This window comes from Ruania alba (assembly GCF_900105765.1).
GTDB classification, from domain to species: Bacteria; Actinomycetota; Actinomycetes; order Actinomycetales; family Beutenbergiaceae; genus Ruania; species Ruania alba.
In genome coordinates this window covers 381,254-399,250 of record NZ_FNTX01000001.1, presented here as the reverse complement: position 1 = coordinate 399,250, position 17,997 = coordinate 381,254, and the positions used below count along the sequence as shown (strand labels likewise).

17 protein-coding genes are annotated in these 17,997 nt (G+C 70.8%); 6 read left to right on the top strand and 11 right to left on the bottom strand.

Annotated elements, in window-relative coordinates:
- From BLU77_RS01825 to BLU77_RS01810, 4 genes are all read right to left on the bottom strand, one after another.
- The gene (locus BLU77_RS01825) at positions 1-393 is read right to left on the bottom strand and encodes a hypothetical protein (protein ID WP_089771432.1); all 393 of its coding nucleotides are present in this window, start codon (positions 391-393) and stop codon (positions 1-3) included.
- 6 nt (positions 394-399) lie between these two features.
- A complete protein-coding gene (locus BLU77_RS01820; RefSeq protein WP_089771431.1) occupies positions 400-1,671 on the bottom strand; it encodes a Na/Pi symporter in 1,272 nt (423 codons plus the stop codon).
- A gap of 166 nt (positions 1,672-1,837) precedes the next feature.
- The gene (locus tag BLU77_RS01815) at positions 1,838-2,185 is read right to left on the bottom strand and encodes a hypothetical protein (RefSeq protein WP_089771430.1); all 348 of its coding nucleotides are present in this window, start codon (positions 2,183-2,185) and stop codon (positions 1,838-1,840) included.
- Positions 2,186-2,249: 64 nt separating this feature from the next.
- Positions 2,250-3,791 carry an MFS transporter gene (locus tag BLU77_RS01810; protein WP_089771429.1) on the bottom strand — a complete coding sequence of 514 codons (1,542 nt, stop codon included), beginning with the start codon at positions 3,789-3,791 and terminating at the stop codon, positions 2,250-2,252.
- An 89-nt stretch (positions 3,792-3,880) separates the two neighbouring features.
- Between BLU77_RS01810 and BLU77_RS22870 the strand changes: the two genes are divergently transcribed.
- The gene (locus tag BLU77_RS22870; protein WP_139177537.1) at positions 3,881-4,429 is read left to right on the top strand and encodes a TetR/AcrR family transcriptional regulator; all 549 of its coding nucleotides are present in this window, start codon (positions 3,881-3,883) and stop codon (positions 4,427-4,429) included.
- Between the two features lie 61 nt (positions 4,430-4,490).
- Here the strand turns inward: BLU77_RS22870 and BLU77_RS01800 are convergent, their stop codons facing one another.
- The 3 genes from BLU77_RS01800 to BLU77_RS01790 all read right to left on the bottom strand — a co-directional run bounded on the left by BLU77_RS01800 (position 4,491) and on the right by BLU77_RS01790 (position 7,214).
- Positions 4,491-5,141, bottom strand: a complete 651-nt coding sequence (locus BLU77_RS01800) for an SDR family oxidoreductase (RefSeq protein ID WP_089771428.1) — start codon at positions 5,139-5,141, stop codon at positions 4,491-4,493.
- A gap of 151 nt (positions 5,142-5,292) precedes the next feature.
- The gene (locus tag BLU77_RS01795) at positions 5,293-5,943 is read right to left on the bottom strand and encodes a response regulator (RefSeq protein WP_089771427.1); all 651 of its coding nucleotides are present in this window, start codon (positions 5,941-5,943) and stop codon (positions 5,293-5,295) included.
- Entirely contained in the window at positions 5,940-7,214 is a 1,275-nt protein-coding gene (locus BLU77_RS01790) for an ATP-binding protein (protein WP_245708619.1), read from the bottom strand. Before BLU77_RS01790 ends, BLU77_RS01795 begins: the two co-directional genes overlap by 4 nt.
- A 157-nt stretch (positions 7,215-7,371) precedes the next feature.
- Between BLU77_RS01790 and BLU77_RS22305 the strand changes: the two genes are divergently transcribed.
- Together BLU77_RS22305 and BLU77_RS01780 are read left to right on the top strand one after the other, a co-directional pair.
- Positions 7,372-9,105, top strand: a complete 1,734-nt coding sequence (locus tag BLU77_RS22305) for a PspC domain-containing protein (RefSeq protein ID WP_217632340.1) — start codon at positions 7,372-7,374, stop codon at positions 9,103-9,105.
- Positions 9,102-9,425 carry a hypothetical protein gene (locus BLU77_RS01780; RefSeq protein ID WP_089771425.1) on the top strand — a complete coding sequence of 108 codons (324 nt, stop codon included), beginning with the start codon at positions 9,102-9,104 and terminating at the stop codon, positions 9,423-9,425. The genes BLU77_RS22305 and BLU77_RS01780 overlap by 4 nt, the downstream gene beginning before the upstream one ends.
- 27 nt (positions 9,426-9,452) lie before the next feature.
- On the opposite strand, the gene BLU77_RS01775 is transcribed toward BLU77_RS01780, so the two are convergent.
- From BLU77_RS01775 to BLU77_RS01765, 3 genes are read right to left on the bottom strand one after another with little or no spacing between them, the layout of a single operon-like run.
- A complete protein-coding gene (locus BLU77_RS01775) occupies positions 9,453-10,655 on the bottom strand; it encodes a glycosyltransferase family 4 protein (protein WP_089771424.1) in 1,203 nt (400 codons plus the stop codon).
- Between the two features lie 32 nt (positions 10,656-10,687).
- On the bottom strand, positions 10,688-12,271 hold the full coding sequence (gene guaA, locus BLU77_RS01770; RefSeq protein WP_245708618.1) for a glutamine-hydrolyzing GMP synthase: 1,584 nt from the start codon (positions 12,269-12,271) through the stop codon (positions 10,688-10,690).
- Between the two features lie 42 nt (positions 12,272-12,313).
- Positions 12,314-12,721 carry a DUF3817 domain-containing protein gene (locus BLU77_RS01765; protein WP_089771422.1) on the bottom strand — a complete coding sequence of 136 codons (408 nt, stop codon included), beginning with the start codon at positions 12,719-12,721 and terminating at the stop codon, positions 12,314-12,316.
- A gap of 59 nt (positions 12,722-12,780) precedes the next feature.
- On the opposite strand from BLU77_RS01765, the gene BLU77_RS01760 reads away from it, so the two are divergent.
- Positions 12,781-13,623, top strand: coding sequence for a hypothetical protein (locus tag BLU77_RS01760; RefSeq protein ID WP_139177535.1), 843 nt, complete (start codon positions 12,781-12,783; stop codon positions 13,621-13,623).
- 22 nt (positions 13,624-13,645) lie between these two features.
- Here the strand turns inward: BLU77_RS01760 and BLU77_RS01755 are convergent, their stop codons facing one another.
- On the bottom strand, positions 13,646-14,488 hold the full coding sequence (locus tag BLU77_RS01755; protein ID WP_089771420.1) for an SURF1 family protein: 843 nt from the start codon (positions 14,486-14,488) through the stop codon (positions 13,646-13,648).
- 182 nt (positions 14,489-14,670) lie between these two features.
- Here BLU77_RS01755 and pta point away from each other — a divergent pair, with 182 nt between their 5' ends.
- Together pta and BLU77_RS01745 are read left to right on the top strand one after the other, a co-directional pair.
- On the top strand, positions 14,671-16,737 hold the full coding sequence (pta, locus tag BLU77_RS01750; protein ID WP_089771419.1) for a phosphate acetyltransferase: 2,067 nt from the start codon (positions 14,671-14,673) through the stop codon (positions 16,735-16,737).
- Positions 16,734-17,933, top strand: a complete 1,200-nt coding sequence (locus tag BLU77_RS01745; protein ID WP_089771418.1) for an acetate/propionate family kinase — start codon at positions 16,734-16,736, stop codon at positions 17,931-17,933. The genes pta and BLU77_RS01745 overlap by 4 nt, the downstream gene beginning before the upstream one ends.
- The last annotated feature ends 64 nt before the right edge of the window (positions 17,934-17,997 follow it).

Here is a 17,997-nt window from a genome sequence, read left to right as displayed (position 1 = left end):
CTATCGGTCCACAGGCGGCGACCCGCAGTCCGGATCGGAGGTCCCCTCAACGCTGGGCTCCTCGCCGGACTCGCCCTGGACATCGGGGACGCTGCCGCTGTGCCCGGTCAGTTCCTGCAGCGCCTCCTCGAAGAACTCCCGGACCTTCGACCAGCTGACGGTGGCCTCGGCCAGGTGGTGCTCGAGCCGTTCGATCTCAGCGTGCTGGGCCTGGTGCAGGCGACGTTCGGCGAGCTCGGCACGCAGTCGGCACACCGTCTCCTCGGTCTCGGAGATCAGCCGGACGAGTGCGGCGTCGATCTCGTCGAGGGAGCGGGGCGCGTCCGCCTCCTCGGAAGAGCCCTCGAGTGGAGCGTGCTCCGGGCCGTCGTCGTGCGGAGTCCGGGTGACCATCGTGCCTCAGAAGATCGAGGTGGCGAGGATCAGCAGGCCGGGCACGGCCACGAACACCCCGAGCACCCACAGGGCAGCGAAGGACTTCTGCTCGGCGGAACGGTCCGCGAGCCACTGCGCGGCCCGGACCGGAAGGAGGCGCAGGAACGGGAGCCCGAAGATCACCAGGGTGGCCGTGAGGTTGAACAGCAGGTGCACGAGCGCCACCTGCAGACCGAGCGTCGCCTCCATCCCGCTCAGGCCCAGCGCAGCCACCAGGGCCGTGATGGTGGTCCCGATGTTGGCGCCCAGGGTGAACGGGTAGACCTGGCGGAGCGTGAAGGTGCCGGACCCCGCGAGCGGGATCATCAGCGAGGTCGCCGTCGAGGACGACTGCACAATGGCGGTCACCACGGCACCGGAGGTGATGCCGCTGATCGGGCCGCGCCCGATCGCGGCGTGCAGCACCTGCTTGGCACGCCCCACCATCAGGACCTTGAGCACCTTCCCGACGAAGGCGATCGAGACCAGGATGAGCGCCACGCCCACACCGATCGTGAGCAATCCAGCCCACAACGCCGGCAGAGACCCGGTCAGGGCGCCCATCAGCTCCTTCAGTGGTGCGGTGGCGGCACCCACAACGTCCATGCTGTCGGTGTCTACGCCGCCCACGCCGGTCAGGGCGCCGGAGAGGCTGCCGGAGAGCCGCTCCAGGAAGCCCGTGGCCAGTTCCAGTGGCAGCAGGATCGCCACGGCGATGAGATTGAAGACGTCGTGCACCGTCGCGGCCGCGAACGCCCGCCGGAAGTCATCCTTGTTCCGGATCATGCCGACGCTGACCAGGGTGTTGGTGAGCGTGGTGCCGATGTTGGCGCCCATGATGATCGGGATGGCGATCTCCAGCGGGAGACCGCCGGCCGCCAGGCCCACGGTGATGGACGTCGTCGTGGAGGAGGACTGGGTGGCCGCTGTGGCGAGGACACCGACCATGAGCGCCACGATCGGGTTGCTGGCGAAGGCGAAGAGCGTCTCCGCGTGACCTCCGGTGGCGACCTTGAAGCCGGCTCCGATCACGCCGACGGCGGAGATCAGCAGGTAGACGCTGACGACGACGGAGAGCCAGTTGACGATCGATCGCGCGGTGCCTGCGGGGACGAGGGAGTCGAACGGGCCACGCAGTGGCGGCTCGACGGGCGTCGACGCCGTCGATGTACGGAGGGACGAGCTCGGCACCTCAAGGGTGGCGAGGTGCGCGTCCCCGAGGAGGTCGCTGTCGCGAACTGGGGTCTGCTGGCTCATCGGCCGGTCCCGTCATTCGAGTGCACACCACCAGTGAACCGGGGACGACGATGCCTCGCGTCCGTCCTCACGGAAACGTTAGGTGAACAACAGGTGAACGACGTGATCGGGGTCACTCAGGTGGCACGAATTCCCGCCTCGAGAGCCCGCGGGCACCCCGACCGTGTCAGCTCCAGAGCACCGCGATGGCGATGTTCACCGTGGTCAGGCCGGCGATAGCGCCGAGGTAGCCGCGGGTGACCTTCTCAGAGTTCCGGTTACCGAAGATGATCAGCCCAGTCACCACGAGCGCGATCACCAGCTTCACGCCGATCTTGATGTTGTTCGGCTCGTCCGCGGCCAGTCCTGCCGAGGCGAGACCCACCATGAGGATCCCGGCGATCAGTGCGGTCAGGATGCCGTGCAGCATGCCCTTGTTCAGGCTCACCGGCCGCATCCCGTAGACGGCGCCGCCGAGCACCAGGGCCCAGCCGATCAGGTGCAGTACCAGCAGAATCCCATAGACGATCTCCATGATGCTGACATTACGTCAGTTCCCTCTGGAGACGAAATCGCATATCGATCGGGCGCCCGTGGGCTCACCTCGCGCGCCGGAGGGTGCTGAGCGCGATCCCGACCGCCACCAGTACCAGCACTGCCCCGATCAGCGAGGTCAGGCCGACGCCGCTGGTGAATGCCGCCTGCGCGGAGGCCACCAGCTCCGCCGCCTGCCCGGGCGGAAGCGACCGGGCCACCTCCACCGCTCCCCCGAGGGTCTCACCGGCGGCCTGCGCATCGGCCGCGGCAACACCCTCCGGAAGCACCACGTTCCGGGCGTAGGCGCTGGTGAGCAGCCCGCCGAGCACCGCGGTGCCGAGCACCGAGCCCACCTCGTAGGCGGTCTCGGAAATAGCGGACGCGGCGCCGGCCTTGTCCGCGGGCACGGCGGAGAGGATCAGGTCGTTCGAGATCGTCTCCGCCCCTCCGACACCCACGGCGACCAGGACGAAGGCAGCCATCAACGCGCCCAGCGAGGTACCGCCGTCGCCCGCGGCGACCATCAGGTATCCACTCGCCGAGAGCAGCAGCCCACCGGCGACCACGAGCACCGGCCGGACCCGGCGCACCAACCGAGCGGCCAGCAGCCCGGCGGCGATCGTGCCGACCACGCCAGGCACCAGGACCAGGCTGGCCCGCATCGGGTTCAGCCCGTGCACGAGCTGGAGGTCCTGGGAGGCGAAGAACAGGAACCCCACCATCGCGAAGACCGACAGCAGGTTGATGGCCACGGCCCCGGAGAACGCGCCGTGGCGGAACAGGCTCATCTCGATCATCGGATACACCAGCCGGCGTTGCCGGCGCACGAAAGTCACCCCGAGCACCAGCCCGACGGCGAAGGTCCCGATCGCGAGCGTCGTCACCCCGTCCTTCGCGACGGTTTTGATGGCGAGCACGAGCGAGGTCATCGCCACCAGGACCAGTACCACGGAGGCGAGGTCGATGGGCCGGGCGTGCCGGTCGCCCGACTCCGGCAGGAAGACCGGAGCGAGCAGCAGGAGCAGCACCAGGACCGGCACCGCGATCAGGAAGACCGAGCCCCACCACGCGTGCTCGAGCAGGAACCCGCCGACGATCGGCCCCAGTGCCGCGCCGGCACCGAACCCGGCCGCCCAGACCGCGATCGCCGTCCGGCGCTCGTCCCGGTCGGTGAACACGTGCCGGAGCAGCGAGAGCGTGGACGGCATCAGCATCGCGCCGAAGAAGCCGAGCAGCGCACGCGCGCCGATCAGCACCTCGATCGAGGGCGCGTAGGCCGCGAGCAGGGACACGGCGGCGAAGCCGGCCGAGCCGATCATGAGCATGCGCCGCCGGCCGAACCGGTCCGCCGTCGCCCCCATCGGCACGAGCAGTCCGGCGAGCACCAGCGGGTAGATGTCGATGGCCCAGAGGAGCTGGGTCCCGGAGGGCCGCAACGCTTCGGAGATCTGCGGGAGCGCGAAGTTGAGCACCGTGTTGTCGATCGCGACCAGCAGCACCGGCAGCATCAGCACCACCAGGGCAGCCCATCGTGCGCGCTTGCCCAGCGGGTTCGCGTCGACCTGCGGCGGGAGCTCCACCGGGGTGTGCGTCGTGTCCGTCATGACCTCCACCTCCTTCCGAACCCTCGTTACTATACCGGCTGGACGGTTTAGTAACACGTGAGATCGCTCACCCGCGTACCCTGACTGCTATGCCGCCTCCCCCGGCAGCACGCGCAAAGGTGCTGCACGCGTTCGCCGAGATCCTGGTCAGCCAGGGTGAGCGCGCGGCCACGCTGGATGCGGTGGCAGAGCGCGCCGGGGTCTCCAAGGGCGGCCTGCTCTATCACTTCCCCACCAAGGAGGCCCTGGTGGAGGGGATCGCGGCTTACCTCGGTGAGCTCGTGGCCGCCGACACCGAGCAGATGCGCGCTGACCCGGAAGGGCCAGTCGCGTACTTGGTGCGCACGTCGGCGCACGCCGATTCCGAGTTCGAGCTGATCTACGGGGCGGTCGCCACGTTGGCGCGGGGGTCGCACGCCGGCGCTGCCGAGGCCCTCGTCCGGGCCCAGGCCAGTTGGAAGGAAACGCTCGCCGAGGGCGTGCCGCACCCCACGCTCGTGCGGGCACTGGTGCACATGGCAGACGGGCTGGCCGCCGATGCAGAGGTGCGCCGCGCGGCCGGGCACCCGCCGCTGGCAGCGTCCGAGGTGGAGGACCTGGTCACGCTCGCCCAGGAGATCGCCGATCTACGTTCCTGAGGGGTGCGTCCGCCTCTCCTGCCGGTCGGGCTCGGGGCGGGACGCGGTGTGCTCGGCGGCGTCAGCCGGTGACGGCGTCGAGCACCTGCGCGATCGGGGTGTCACCGTCGATGAAGGGCACCGTGGTCCCGATGGTGTCCTTGCGGCGTAGCACCTGCGCGGCCACCTCGGCCACGTCGGCCCGCGAGATCTCGCCGCGCTCCTCGCTCAGGGCGATCGTCCCGGTGGCCGGGGAGTCGGTCAGACGGCTGGGCTGCAGGATCGTCCACTCCAGCGCGCTGGAGCGCAGGTGCTCGTCGGCTGCTGCCTTCGCCTCGGCGTACGGGAAGAAGGTGGAGTCCTCGGGCACCCCGTGGTCCGGCCCCGCGCCCAGGTAGGACACCATGACGAAGCGCAGCACCGCGGTCAGCTGGGCCGCATCCATCGTCCGGATCGCGGCGTCCCGGTCCACCGCGTAGGTACGGTCCGGGTTGCCACCACCGGCACCGGCCGACCACACGATCGCCTCGTGTCCACCCACGACCTCGGCGATCTCGGTGGCCGAGAGGTGCTCCACGTCAGCCACGACGGCGGAGGCGCCCGTGGCCTCGACGTCCGCCACGTGCGCGGGGTTGCGGATCACCGAGGTGACCTCGTCCCCACGGCCGGTCAGGACCTTCGCGAGCAGCAGGGCGATCTTCCCGTGCCCGCCGATGATGGCGACTCGACTCATTCCTCCACGCTACCTCGCGACGGCCCAGACCCCCAGCCCCATGGGCCCTGGGCCATTCGAACGGGGTACCGTCGCTCGAACGGGGTACCGGCCGCCCGGAAGCCCGTTCCAGCGCCGGAAGCCCGTTCGAATGCGATGCGAGCCCCGCGCCTCAGAGCAGCTTGCGCACCGCTGCCCACCGGGTGAGCTCGTGCCGGGAGGAGAGCTGCAGCTTGCGCAGCACCGCCGAGACGTGCGTCTCCACGGTCTTGATGGAGATGAAGAGTTCCCCGGCCACTTCCCGGTAGGTGTATCCCCGGGCGATCAGGCGCATCACTTCCTGCTCCCGTGCGGAGAGCCGGTCCAGCTCATCGTCGGTCACGGCCACGTCGGTGGCCCCCGTGCCGAAGGCGTCCAGCACGAAGCCGGCCAGCCGGGGCGAGAACACCGCATCTCCCCCCGCCACCCGACGGATCGCGTCGGAGAGGTCGTTGCCGGCGATCGCCTTGGTCACGTACCCGCGAGCGCCAGCCCGGATCACCGAGACCACGTCCTCGGAGGCGTCCGAGACCGACAGCGCCAGGAAGCGCACGTCACCGAGCAGATCGGCGCAGTCGCGCAGCACCTCCGCGCCGCCACCGCCCTGGCCACCGGGGAGGTGCACATCGAGCAGCACCACGTCCGGGCGCAGCTCGTGCACAGCGGCGATCGCGGTCGGCACGTCGGCCGCCTCACCGACCACCTGCAGGTCCGCGGCCAGCTCGCTCCGCACTCCGGCCCGGATCATCCGGTGGTCGTCCACCAGCACCACACGCAACATCATCGTTCTCCCATTCCTTGATGTGGCATCCGCAGCCGGATCTCCGTGCCGCGCTCAGCATCGCTGCGGATGTCCGCGGTGCCGCCGTGCCGGTGCATCCGGCCCACGATCGAGTGCCGCACCCCGTGCCGGTCGTCATCGATGCTCTCCGGGTCGAAGCCCGCACCCCGGTCCCGGACGAACACCTCAGTCGCCTCACCGTCGACCTCCACATACAGCGAGACCGGGGGTGCACCGTGCTTCGCCGCGTTCGTCAACGCCTCCCGGGTGGCGGCGGTCAGCACACCGGTGCCGGCATCGGGCACGGCGTCTCCCGCCGTCACCACATCGATGGGCACCCCGTGCGCGTCCTCCACCTCGGCGGCGGACTGGCGCACCGCTTGGGCGATCGAGTCCCCTTCGTCGGGGCGGTCGGCATAGAGCCACTCGCGCAACTCGCGTTCCTGCCCACGCGCCATCCGCCGCACGAACACCGGGTCGTCGGCGCGGGCTCGGATCAACGAGAGGGTTTGCAGAACCGAGTCATGCAGGTGGGCGGCGATGTCAGCGCGCTCCGCCTCCCGCGCACGCGCCGCACGTTCGGAGACCAGGTCGCGCCACATCCGCAGCCCGAGCGGCGCCAGCACGAAGGCGGTGCCGGCCAGGATCGCGAGCCCGGCGAGGACCCCGTTGACGACGTCACCGAGCGGGCGTCCGCGTGCCACGAAGATGATCACCCCGATCAGCGCGAGCGCCAGGCCGCCTCCCACCCGCAGCACCACCGCACCGCGCCGCACGGGTTCACCGGTCCGGCGGTGCCGTTCGACCGCTTCGAGCTGGCTCCACGCGAGCGCCGCTCCCGCCACGAGCACCACCACCGGGAGCAGCCAGGCAGCCTCCAGCCCCGGCTGCACCTGGCTGGCGAGCAGCGCCGCGGCGATCAGGAGCAGGACCGCGCCGATCACCAGGTCCGGCACCGGCGTCGCCGCGGTCGAGGCACGCAGCCGCGGCACCAGCCGCGTCAACCGGGTGGGGCGTTCCTCAGCGGCCGCCTCCTCGGGATCTCCCTCCGACACCGTGAGCACGAACCAGACGTAGAGCACGATCCCCGCGCCGAGCAGCAGTGCCAGGAGCACGAACACCCACCTGACGGCGGTCGTCGAGAATCCGAGGTGTCTCGCCAGCCCTGTGCACACGCCGAGGACGCGCCGCCCCTGCACAGGGCGGCGCAACGGCACGGCGCCGACGCGATGCGTCCAGTGCGCATCGGAGTCGGTCGGGGCTTGTGGGGTCACCGGAACATCGTGGCACGCGGCTGGCCGCCGCAGGAGGGTCAGGGCCCATGCTCAGGGGAGAGATCAGGGTGGACGGTGGCAGAACGGCGGGCGATCTCAGGGCCGGTTCAGGGTCTCCCCGATACCGCGACGCCTGCTGCGCCTGTTCACTGGAGGCATGAACTCGAACGCACCTGACCCGGAGGCCTCTGCGGCCGACGGCTTCTTCGACTCCCTGCGCCGCACCGGTCTCCCCCGCACCTCAGACCGTTGGATCGGTGGCGTGGCTGCGGGTATCGCCCACCGGCTGGGGATCGACCCGCTGATCGTGCGTGGCGCGTTCCTGCTGATCACCCTGTTCGGCGGATTCGGGCTGCTCGTCTACGGGGTGGCCTGGGCGCTGCTGCCGGAGCAGGCCGACGGCCGGATCCACCTGCAGGAGGCGTTCCGCGGCCGGTTCGACGCCGCGCTGGCCGGAGCGATCCTGCTCACCGTGATCGGGCTCTCCCGTGCCGGATTCTGGTGGAGCGGCTGGGGCGGCCTGCCGGTCAGCCTCGGCGTCATCGCACTGATTGCTCTCGTGGTGGTGATCGGCGTCGCGATCCAGCAGGGGCGCAAGGACAACGGCACCGGTCCGTCGGGCACACCCTGCGGCGATTCACCCGGATCTGCTGGTCCTGGTGGTCCGAGCGGGACGCAGTGGACCGAGGAGTCGGGTGGTGCCGGCGGGCCCTGGAGCTCCGGTGCCACCCCGCCCCCTCCCCCGGCGGGCACCCCCGGCCCACCGGGAACGACCGTGGCGTTCGCCGCAGGTGCGGCAGGAACTGTGCCGGCGCCCGCCGGAGAGCCGACCGCCGAGAGCGAGGACGCCACCGAGAGCGAGGCCACCAGCGCGGACACCCCCTCCGACGCCGGTGACGACCCGTCGGCCGAGACACCTCACCCGACCGACCCGACCGAGCCGGCAGACCCGACCGACCCGGCCGACCACGAGACCCACGTCCTCCCACCCCCCGACGACGGGACCCCGATGTCGACCACCAGCACCGCCTCGGCAGCCGGCCAACCGCCGAAGGACCCACCACCTGGTCCACCAGCCGGGCCACAACCACCGGTCGTGCCACAACCGCCGACGCCGCCACCACCACCGAAACCACGGGTTCCCGGCCCGGGTGCCACGCTGGTGCGGGTCACCCTCGGTCTGATCCTCCTCGTGGTCGCGGTCGTGCTCTTCGTCGGCTACACCGGGGTCGGGAGCGCATGGACCGGGCCCTGGTTCGGTCCCTCCGATCTTGGCCCAGCGTGGAGCATCCCGCTGGTCGCCATCGGTGCTGCGGTGGTCCTGTTCGGCCTCGGCTCCGTGGTCGCCGGTCTGATGAGCCGCCGGTCCGGGAGTCTCGGCGTGCTGGGCACCCTGGTGGCGCTCGTCGCTGTCCCCTGGGCGATGGTGCACTCGGCTGACGTGGTGCACCGCTTCGACTGGAACGACTCCAGCGCCTACAACGACGAGATCTGGCGCCCCACCACAGCCACAGAGGCGCAGGCCGGGTTCGACGACCTCGCCGGCGGCTCGCTCGAGGTGGATCTGACCGAGCTGGACGGGGCAACGGTGCCCGAGCCCGTGACCGTCGAGATGGGAGCGGGACAGGTCACCGTCGTGGTCCCGGACGGGATGCCGATCACGATCGAGGGCTCCGTGACCGGAGAGGTCACCACACGCCATCTCGACGACTGGACCGCTGTGGTGGACGGCCGGTCCGCCCAGATAGACGACGGCGACCTCAACGTCGGGTGGCGCATCGGAGGCGGCCGGGAGGTCACCCTCTCGTCCCCAGAGTCAGTCGACTCCGAAGCCCTCGAGCTCCAGGTCGACCTCGGGTTCGGCGAGATCGTCATCGAGGAACAGTCATGAGCACGGAACACGAAGAACGTCCCACTGTCGAGGAGGGGGAACCCACCATGTCCACCAGTCCTGCGAGTTCCGTGCACGAGACGGAGACCATGAATTCCGTCAGCTACGGTGGCGCAGCCGATCCCGCCCAGCCCCAGGAGCGGGGGCCGCGCCTGCGCACCGTCGTGTGGGGTCTGGTGCTGATCCTGCTCGGTGCCGTGGTGATCGCCATCGGCATGGGCGTCCAGCTCGACCCGACCGTCGTCTTCATCGGCATCCTCGCGATCGCCGGTGCCACGCTGCTCATCGGAGCACTGGTCTCCGCGGCACGAGGACGCTGACACCGCAGCACCGTCACCGTCAGCGCATCACACCGAGCCCGGGAGGCCCACCGCCTCCCGGGCTCGCGCGTATACCCGGTTCGCTCGACCGATCACCTCGGCCCAAGACATCGACGGCGGAACCGCCGCGTTGTGTGCGCGGATCCCGGCCAGCAGCTCGCCGTCCTCGGCCAGCCGCACCAGAGCATCGGTGGCAGCCTCGTCACCGTCGACGAGCAGCCCCTCCCGCTCGTGCTGCACGAACTCGCTCACCCCGGTACCGGCCTGCCCCACCACCGCAAGCCCGGCGGCACGTGCCTCCAAAGCCGCGACCCCGAACGCCTCGAGCAGCGCCGGCGCCACGAAGACGTCCTGGGCGCGGTACAGCGTCGGCAGCGTCTGCCGCGGCACCCGGCCCAGCACGGTCACCACGTCATCCAGGTCACCGGCGGCCACCTCGGCGCGCACCGCGTGCTCGGCCGGTCCGCCGCCGGCGATCGTGAGCAGGATCCGTGGGCGTCCCGCCGTGTCCCGGCCCAGCCGCTCGTGCGCCTGCGCCACGGTCCGCACCAACGGCACGGCCCGTTTACGCGGAGCGAGCCGCTGGGTGGCCACCACCCGCAGCGGACCGCCACCGCCGCGGCGAGCAGACACTCCCGACGGCGTCCGGTCACCTCCCGTCGCGACGGCGCGCCACGGCGTCAGGTCCAGTCCGTTCGGCATCACGGACACGTCCGTGCGTCCGAGCGCTTCGGCGACCCGTTCGGCGGCCACCCCACTGACCGCACTCGGGGCGAACCGAGCGGACCGCCACCCGGTGGCCCGGGCGCCGAGCGCAAGTGCCGGTTCAACGCCGTCCAGCATGCAGTGCCACGTGATGGCCAACGGAAGGCCCGCCGCCCGAGCCGCACGGGCGCCGTCGTGGGCGAACGGGGAGACCACGCCGGCGTGCACGTGCACCACGTCCGGTTCCAGCAGCGCCAACGCGCGGCGGATCAACGCCTGCCCGCGCGGGTGCACCGGCAGGCCGAGGGAGACCGGGGAGGCGATCCGGTGCACCCGCACCCCGGACGGCTCGGTGATCGTCTCCCGGTACCGGCCCAGCGTGGTGGTGCCCGTCTCTGCCGCGGTGGCGGTGAGCACGTGCACGGCGTGCCCCTGGCTCACCTGGTGCGCAGCAAGGTCGGCGACCTGACTCTCGATCCCACCCACGCGCGGCGCGTAGCAGTCGGAGACATGGACGATGCGCACGATGGCCCCCTCAACTGGGTGCGGTCAGAGGACTACTCCCACTCGATGGTGCCCGGCGGCTTGCTGGTCACATCCACCGTCACCCGGTTCACGTCGGGCACCTCGTTGGTGATCCGGGTGGAGATCCGCGCGAGCACGTCGTAGGGCACGCGGGTCCAGTCGGCGGTCATCGCGTCGTCGGAGGAGACCGGGCGCAGCACGACCGGGTGGCCGTAAGTACGACCATCGCCCTGCACGCCCACCGAGCGCACATCGGCGAGCAGTACCACCGGGCACTGCCAGATCTCGCGGTCCAGACCCGCAGCGGTGAGCTCCTCCCGGGCGATCAGATCCGCGCCGCGGAGCGTCTCGAGCCGCTCAGCGGTCACCTCACCGACGATCCTGATGCCCAGCCCCGGCCCGGGGAACGGCTGGCGCCAGACGATCGCCTCGGGCACGCCGAGCTCGAGCCCGACGGCGCGCACCTCGTCCTTGAAGAGGGTGCGCAGCGGCTCGATCAACGCGAACTGCAGGTCGTCCGGGAGCCCGCCGACATTGTGGTGGGACTTGATGTTCGCGGCGCCCTCACCGCCGCCGGATTCGACCACGTCCGGGTAGAGGGTGCCCTGAACGAGGAACTTGACCTCCCCGCCCCCCTCTCCTTCCGTAGCGACCACCTCACGGGCAGCATCCTCGAACACACGGATGAACTCGCGGCCGATGATCTTGCGCTTGGTCTCCGGGTCGCTCACCCCGGCCAGTGCGGTGAGGAAGCGCTGCTCGGCGTCGACCACCTTGAGCTTGACCCCGGTGGCGGCCACGAAGTCGGTCTCCACCTGCTCGGCCTCACCGGTGCGCAACAGCCCATGGTCGACGAACACGCAGGTGAGCTGGTCACCGATGGCTTGCTGCACCAGCGCCGCCGCCACGGAGGAGTCCACCCCGCCGGAGAGCGCGCAGATGACCTTCGCGTCCCCGACCTGGTCACGGATCGCGGCGATCTGATCGGCGATCACGTTCCCGGCCGTCCAGTTCGGCTCGATACCCGCGGCGCGATAGAGGAAGTTCTCCAGTGCCTGCTGGCCCCGCTCGGAGTGCTTCACCTCGGGATGCCACTGCATGCCGTGCAGCCGGCGCTCGACGTGCTCGAAGGCCGCCACGGGCGACCCCGGCGAGGTGGCCAGCACCTGGAACCCTGCCGGTGCCTCGTGCACCGCATCGCCGTGGCTCATCCAGGTGGTCTGCGCCTGGCCGCACCCGTGCAGCAGGGTGCCGGCCTCGTCCACGTTCACCGTGGTGCCGCCGTACTCCCGGGTCCCGGTGTGCGCGACGGTGCCGCCGAGCGCCCGGGCCATCGCCTGGAAGCCGTAGCAGATGCCGAGTACCGGGACCCCGGCCTCGAAGAGGGCCGGGTCGACCGAGGGCGCTCCCTCGGCGTACACGGACGCGGGTCCGCCGGAGAGGATGATGGCGGCCGGGTCCTTGGCGAGCATGTCGGGCACCGGCATCGTGTGCGGCACGATCACGGAGAACACGTGCGCCTCGCGCACCCGGCGGGCGATGAGCTGGGCGTACTGCGCGCCGAAGTCGACGACAAGCACGGGCCGGGGCGTGGAGGGGGAGGTGGGTGCGCTCACCACAGCAGGATAATGGCCGCCGACGGCGCCGCCTGCCAGCGTTCAGTCCGCGGTCTGCCGCGCCGCGAGGGTGTGCTCCACCCAGCCGTGCGCCTTCTGCTCCATCACGAAGGAGAGCACCGGGATCACACCGCCGGCGATGAGCAGGGCGATCCGGCCGAAGCTCCACCGCATCCGGCTCCACAGGTCGAACACCGTGACGGCGTAGACCACGTAGATCCATCCGTGCACGAACGCCACCCAGGACCCGATCACGGGCAGGGCGTCGCCGTTGACGTCGACGCCGTTCACCTTGACGACGTATTTGAGGATCATCTCCAGGCAGAGCAGCAGCAGCATGCCGCCGGTCACAAACGCCATGATCCGGTAGCGGGTGAACGCGCCGCGGTCCCGCATGTCCTGCGCGTCCGACGGGGCGGGATCAGGGGTGGTCGCCTCGGGGTCGGTCATACGCTCAGTCTCTCACCGGTGGGCGGCTGGCTCGACACTCCCGCGCTACGGTGATCGGTGTGCGTGCCAACTCCAACCTGCGTTCCCGGGTGACTGTGGCGGTGGTAGCGGCCCTCGCCGTCGCGGCGGTGGTGATCGTCCTGGTCGTCCGGGAGAACCGACAGCAGGCCGAGCATGAGGCCGCTGTGAGCGACTGGGACACCCAGTTCGCGTCCTGGGAGTCCGACCGGCTCGCCGGCATCGGCGCCGGCGTGGCTCTGCCGGACGGGGCAGTGTCCCTCTCCGATGCGGTCGGCGGAACGGCCCTGCGCCCCGCCTGGCCGGACGCGGCAGACCCGGACAGTTCTGCGGACTCCCTGGACGAGGTGAACACCGCGTGCACAGCCCTGACGGCGTACGCCGAGTCCGTGGACGTCGCTCCCGAACCGCCCGCTCCCCCGACCGACCTGGAGCTGACCGACCAGGACCGAGCACCGTTCGAGCGCGGTTCCGCCGCGCTCGCCGACCTGCGCTCGGCCGTGAGCGAACCGATCTCCGCAATCCGCCAGTTCTGCGGCACCTACCCGGCCCTGATCCTGGCCCACGGCACGACCGACGGCGCCGAGGCGAACCAGGCGGTGGCGGACGCCCTGGCCGTGCAGTGCCCGGTCCCGACGCTCGAGGCGACGTGCACCGCTACGGCCGGTGCAGCGCGCGCGCTGGGCGGCCAGAGCCCGAACATGGCGACGGACCAGTCCCTTTGGGCGTCCGCCGTCGTGGATTCCGGTGAGGTGGACGCGAACGCGGCCGATACCGGCGCAGTGGAGACGGCGGTGGCCGCAGTGGTGACCAGCCACCTGGCTGGCCTCGAGCAGCAGGTGGACGAGGCCGTTGCCGTGTTCGGGGCCGAGCTCGGTCAGTAACCCGCGCGCACGGCCGGTCAGGTCATCCGCCGACGGCGGAACGCTCCTCGCGTAGGTGGCGCACCTCGTCGCGCACCATCCGCCACCACAGCACGATCGCGAAGCCGCCGAAGATCCACCACTCCGCCGCATAGGCGAGGTTGCGGACGTTGAGGCCGCCGCCGGTGATCTCCGGTGGTCCGACCGGGGTGGGCGAGACGGCACCTGCCAAGCTCGCCGCATCCGACTCCTGGGTGGCCAGGCGCAAGTACGCCGAGTACATCGGCCCGCCCCAGTGGTTCACCAGTTGCGCCGGGCTGATCGTCTCCACCTCGCCGCCGGAGCTCGTCTCAGGATCGATCCCGTGCTCAGCGGGCTCCGGTCCGGCGAGGAATCCGGTGAGCTGCACCTCACCCTCGGGGACGATCAACGCGGCCTCCGCGGCCTCAGGCACCCAACCACGCAGCACCGGCAGGAGGGCACCGTCGGAGGGCCCACCGCTGACCCGCACGGCGCTGAGCACATAGGCTCCGGGCTCGCCGTCATACCCACGACCGGTGACGAAGAGCTGAAGGTCCGGCTCGAAGGAGCCCTGCACCTGCACCCGTTGGCCGAGTTGCTCCTGGGTAAGTCCGGTGCCCTGGACGAGGACGTCCGCTAGGGGGCGGGCGGGGCCGTCCATACGCTCCGACGCAGCGACCGCGGCTTCCTGATCTCCGCGGATCTGGGCCCGGTCGAGCTGCCAGGCGCCGAGACGGATACACAGCAGCGCCCCGGCGAGCAGGATCACCAGGATGCCGAGCAGACGCGGCCGGGTGGCGGCCCGCACCCAGTCCCGGCCGATGCGCGCCGGGCCCGCCGCGCGATCGGCCTGCCGCCCACCCATAGTCACCCCTCCAGGGTACGGCGGTACCGGACACACCGGTGACGGCAGTGGGGTCGCCACACAGGACCAACGGCCCGCCCCGGGCGGCCACCGCCGGGTAGCGTGTGCTCTGCCTGACCAGGAGCCCAGGGACCCGCACACCCACCGTGCCGGGGCCTGCGTCGACCGAGGAGAGACGTGCGATGGTGACCAGTGTCTATGTGACCTCCCCGGAGGGCCATACCGGGAAGTCGTCGGTAGCGCTGGGGCTGGTCGAGTCCTTCGTGCGGCGCGTCACCCGGGTGGGCGTGTTCCGGCCGATCACCCGCGGGGACTCCGACCGGGACCCGGTGCTGGAGCTGCTGATCAGCCATGACGCCGTGGACCTCGACTACGAGGACTGCGTGGGCGTCTCCTACGAGGACGTGCACGCGGACCCGGATGCGGCGTTGGCCACGATCGTGCACCGCTACCACGAGGTGGCCGACCGGTGCGAGGCGGTGGTGATCGTGGGCTCGGACTACACCGATGTGGCCGGACCCACCGAGCTCGCATTCAACGCCCGGGTGGCGGCGAACCTGGGGTCGGCGGTGGTGCTGGTGGTCTCCGCCGTCGATCGTGACCCCGCAGATGTCCGGCAGATGGTGGACGTCTCGGCCGCAGAGCTGGGCGCTGCGCACGCCCGCCTGGTGGCCGTGGTGGCCAACCGTGCGGCACCGGAGCGGCTCGACCCGATCCGCGCAGCGTTCACCGACCTCGACGTACCGGCGTGGGTGATGCCGGATGTGCCGCTGCTGGCCGCACCCAGCGTGCGGGACCTGATGGGAGCGGTGGACGGGTCGCTCGCGACCGGGGACTCGGAGCTGCTCGACCGGGAGGCCGAGGAGCTCATCGTCGGAGGGATGACGATGGAGCACATCCTGGAGCGCCTCTCCGACGGTGCCGTGGTGATCGTGCCCGGGGACCGTTCCGAGGTGATCCTGGCCCTGGTGGCGGCGCACGCGGCGGAGAACTTCCCGTCCCTGGCCGGGCTGATCCTGAACGGCGGCTTCGAACCATCCGAACAGACCACTCGCCTGGTGGACGGGCTGCGGCAGAAGCTGCCAATCATCACCACCTCCTACGGCACGTTCGAGACGGCGAGCCGGGCGGCCCGCACCCCGGGGCTGCTCTCCACCGGCTCCCAGCGCAAGCTGGACCTGGCCCGGTCCACCTTCGAGCAGGCCGTCGATGCGGAAGCGCTGATGGACGCCGTGAACGTGCCGCGCAGCGAGGTGGTGACCCCGCTGATGTTCGAGCACACCTTGCTGGAACGGGCCCGGGCGGGCGCGAAACACGTGGTGCTGCCCGAGGGTGAGGACGACCGGATCCTGAGGGCGGCGAGCACCCTGCTGGCCCGTGAGGTGGCGGCGATCACGCTGCTCGGGGACGAGTCGGTGATCCGGGCCCGGGCCAGCGAGCTCGGCCTGGACATCGCTGCAGCCACAGTGCTCTCCCCCACCGATGCGGACCTGCGGGAACGCTTCGCCGCGACGTACACGAGCTTGCGCGAGCACAAGGGGATGACCGTCGAGCGGGCCCGGGAGATCGTCACCGACGTGTCCTACTTCGGGACGATGATGGTCTACGAGGGTCTCGCCGACGGGATGGTCTCCGGCGCCCGGCACACCACGGCGCACACCATCAAGCCCTCGTTCGAGACCATCAAGACACTGCCGGACGTCTCCATCGTCTCGTCGGTGTTCTTCATGTGCCTGACCGACCGGGTACTGGTGTACGGCGACTGTGCCGTCAACCCCGACCCGGACGCCGGGCAACTGGCCGACATCGCGATCTCCTCGGCGGCGACCGCCGCGCAGTTCGGAGTGGAGCCGCGGATCGCGATGCTCTCTTACTCGACGGGCGAGTCCGGCTCGGGGGCGGACGTGGACAAGGTGCGCGAGGCCACCGCCGAGGTACGGCGCCGGCGCCCGGACCTGGTGGTGGAGGGCCCGATCCAGTACGACGCCGCCGTGGACCCGACCACGGCCAGCACGAAGATGCCCGACTCCGAGGTGGCGGGGCGGGCCACGGTGCTGATCTTCCCGGACCTGAACACGGGCAACAACACGTACAAGGCGGTGCAGCGCAGTGCCGGTGCGGTCGCCGTCGGGCCGGTGCTGCAGGGTCTGCGGAAACCGGTGAACGACCTCTCCCGGGGTGCGCTGGTGCAGGACATCGTGAACACGGTGGCCATCACGGCCATCCAGGCCGAGGGGGGTGCCGAATGAACGGCCCGACGGCGCAGCACGTGCTGGTCATCAACGCCGGCTCCTCCTCGCTCAAGTACCAGGTGGTCGATGCCACCTCCGGGGCGGCTCTGGCCACCGGACTGATCGAGCGGATCGGCGAGCCGAACGGGCTGGTGAGCCACGCCGTCGGGGACGCCGAGCACGAGCGTGAGGTGGCCGTGCCCGACCACGGGGCCGCGATGGCAGCGATGAGCGAGGCGTTCGCTGAGCTCGGCCCGGACCTCGCTGAGGCGAACCTGGTAGCGGTGGGGCACCGGGTGGTGCAGGGCGGGCCGGACCTGACCGAGTCCGTCCTGATCACCCCTGAGGTGGAGACGGCGATCGAGGACGTCTCCGACCTGGCGCCGCTGCACAACCCGCCGAACCTGGCGGGTATCCGTGCGGCTCGGGAGACGTTCGCCGATCTGCCGCAGGTGGCCGTCTTCGACACCGCCTTCCACCGCACCCTGCCCGCCCGTGCAGCGACCTACGCGCTCGACCAGGAGGTGGCCACGAAGCACCGCATCCGTCGTTACGGCGCGCACGGCACCTCGCACCAGTACGTGGCCCGCGCGGCGGCCCACGAGCTCGGCATCGCACCCGAGCAGGCGAACCTGATCGTGCTGCACCTGGGCAACGGCGCTTCGGCCACGGCGGTGGCGAACGGGCGGTCGGTGGACACCTCGATGGGGCTCACCCCGTTGGAGGGGCTGGTGATGGGCACCCGCACCGGGGACATCGACCCGGCGGTGGTGTTCCACCTGGCGCGGACGGCCGGGATGGACATCGACGAGATCGACACGATCATGAACCGCCGGTCCGGGATGCTCGGGCTCGCCGGCAGCAATGACATGCGGGACGTGGTGTCTGCGGTGGAGGCGGGTGACGAGCGGGCGAGCCTGGCGCTGGAGGTGTACTGCTATCGCCTGCGCAAGTACATCGGCGCCTACACGGCGGTGCTCGGCCGGGTGGACGCCGTGGTGTTCACCGCCGGGATCGGGGAGAACAGCGCGCCGGTACGTGCGGGTGCGCTGGCAGGGCTGGAGGGCATGGGCATCCGGTTGGACCCGGCGGCGAACGAGGAACGCGGAACCGTGCGGATCTCCACCCCGGACTCCCCGGTGGCGGTGCTCGTGGTGCCGACGAACGAGGAGTGGGAGATCGCCCGCGAGACGGTCGGCGTCATCACTGCCTGAGCAGTTGCATAGCCCCAGACCCTGGTGACCTGGGTCACAGAGATCTACCATGGTCCTCCACGGG

What these genes read in the sequence shown, in the direction of transcription:
- BLU77_RS01810 (WP_089771429.1), bottom strand. Translation starts at nt 3,791, where the DNA reads ATGACGGACACGACGCACACCCCGGTGGAGCTCCCGCCGCAGGTCGAC.
- BLU77_RS01800 (WP_089771428.1), bottom strand. Translation starts at nt 5,141, where the DNA reads ATGAGTCGAGTCGCCATCATCGGCGGGCACGGGAAGATCGCCCTGCTG.
- BLU77_RS01825 (WP_089771432.1), bottom strand. Translation starts at nt 393, where the DNA reads ATGGTCACCCGGACTCCGCACGACGACGGCCCGGAGCACGCTCCACTC.
- BLU77_RS01815 (WP_089771430.1), bottom strand. Translation starts at nt 2,185, where the DNA reads ATGGAGATCGTCTATGGGATTCTGCTGGTACTGCACCTGATCGGCTGG.
- BLU77_RS01780 (WP_089771425.1), top strand. Translation starts at nt 9,102, where the DNA reads ATGAGCACGGAACACGAAGAACGTCCCACTGTCGAGGAGGGGGAACCC.
- BLU77_RS22305 (WP_217632340.1), top strand. Translation starts at nt 7,372, where the DNA reads ATGAACTCGAACGCACCTGACCCGGAGGCCTCTGCGGCCGACGGCTTC.
- BLU77_RS01795 (WP_089771427.1), bottom strand. Translation starts at nt 5,943, where the DNA reads ATGATGTTGCGTGTGGTGCTGGTGGACGACCACCGGATGATCCGGGCC.
- BLU77_RS01765 (WP_089771422.1), bottom strand. Translation starts at nt 12,721, where the DNA reads ATGACCGACCCCGAGGCGACCACCCCTGATCCCGCCCCGTCGGACGCG.
- pta (WP_089771419.1), top strand. Translation starts at nt 14,671, where the DNA reads ATGGTGACCAGTGTCTATGTGACCTCCCCGGAGGGCCATACCGGGAAG.
- BLU77_RS01820 (WP_089771431.1), bottom strand. Translation starts at nt 1,671, where the DNA reads ATGAGCCAGCAGACCCCAGTTCGCGACAGCGACCTCCTCGGGGACGCG.
- BLU77_RS22870 (WP_139177537.1), top strand. Translation starts at nt 3,881, where the DNA reads ATGCCGCCTCCCCCGGCAGCACGCGCAAAGGTGCTGCACGCGTTCGCC.
- BLU77_RS01745 (WP_089771418.1), top strand. Translation starts at nt 16,734, where the DNA reads ATGAACGGCCCGACGGCGCAGCACGTGCTGGTCATCAACGCCGGCTCC.
- BLU77_RS01755 (WP_089771420.1), bottom strand. Translation starts at nt 14,488, where the DNA reads ATGGGTGGGCGGCAGGCCGATCGCGCGGCGGGCCCGGCGCGCATCGGC.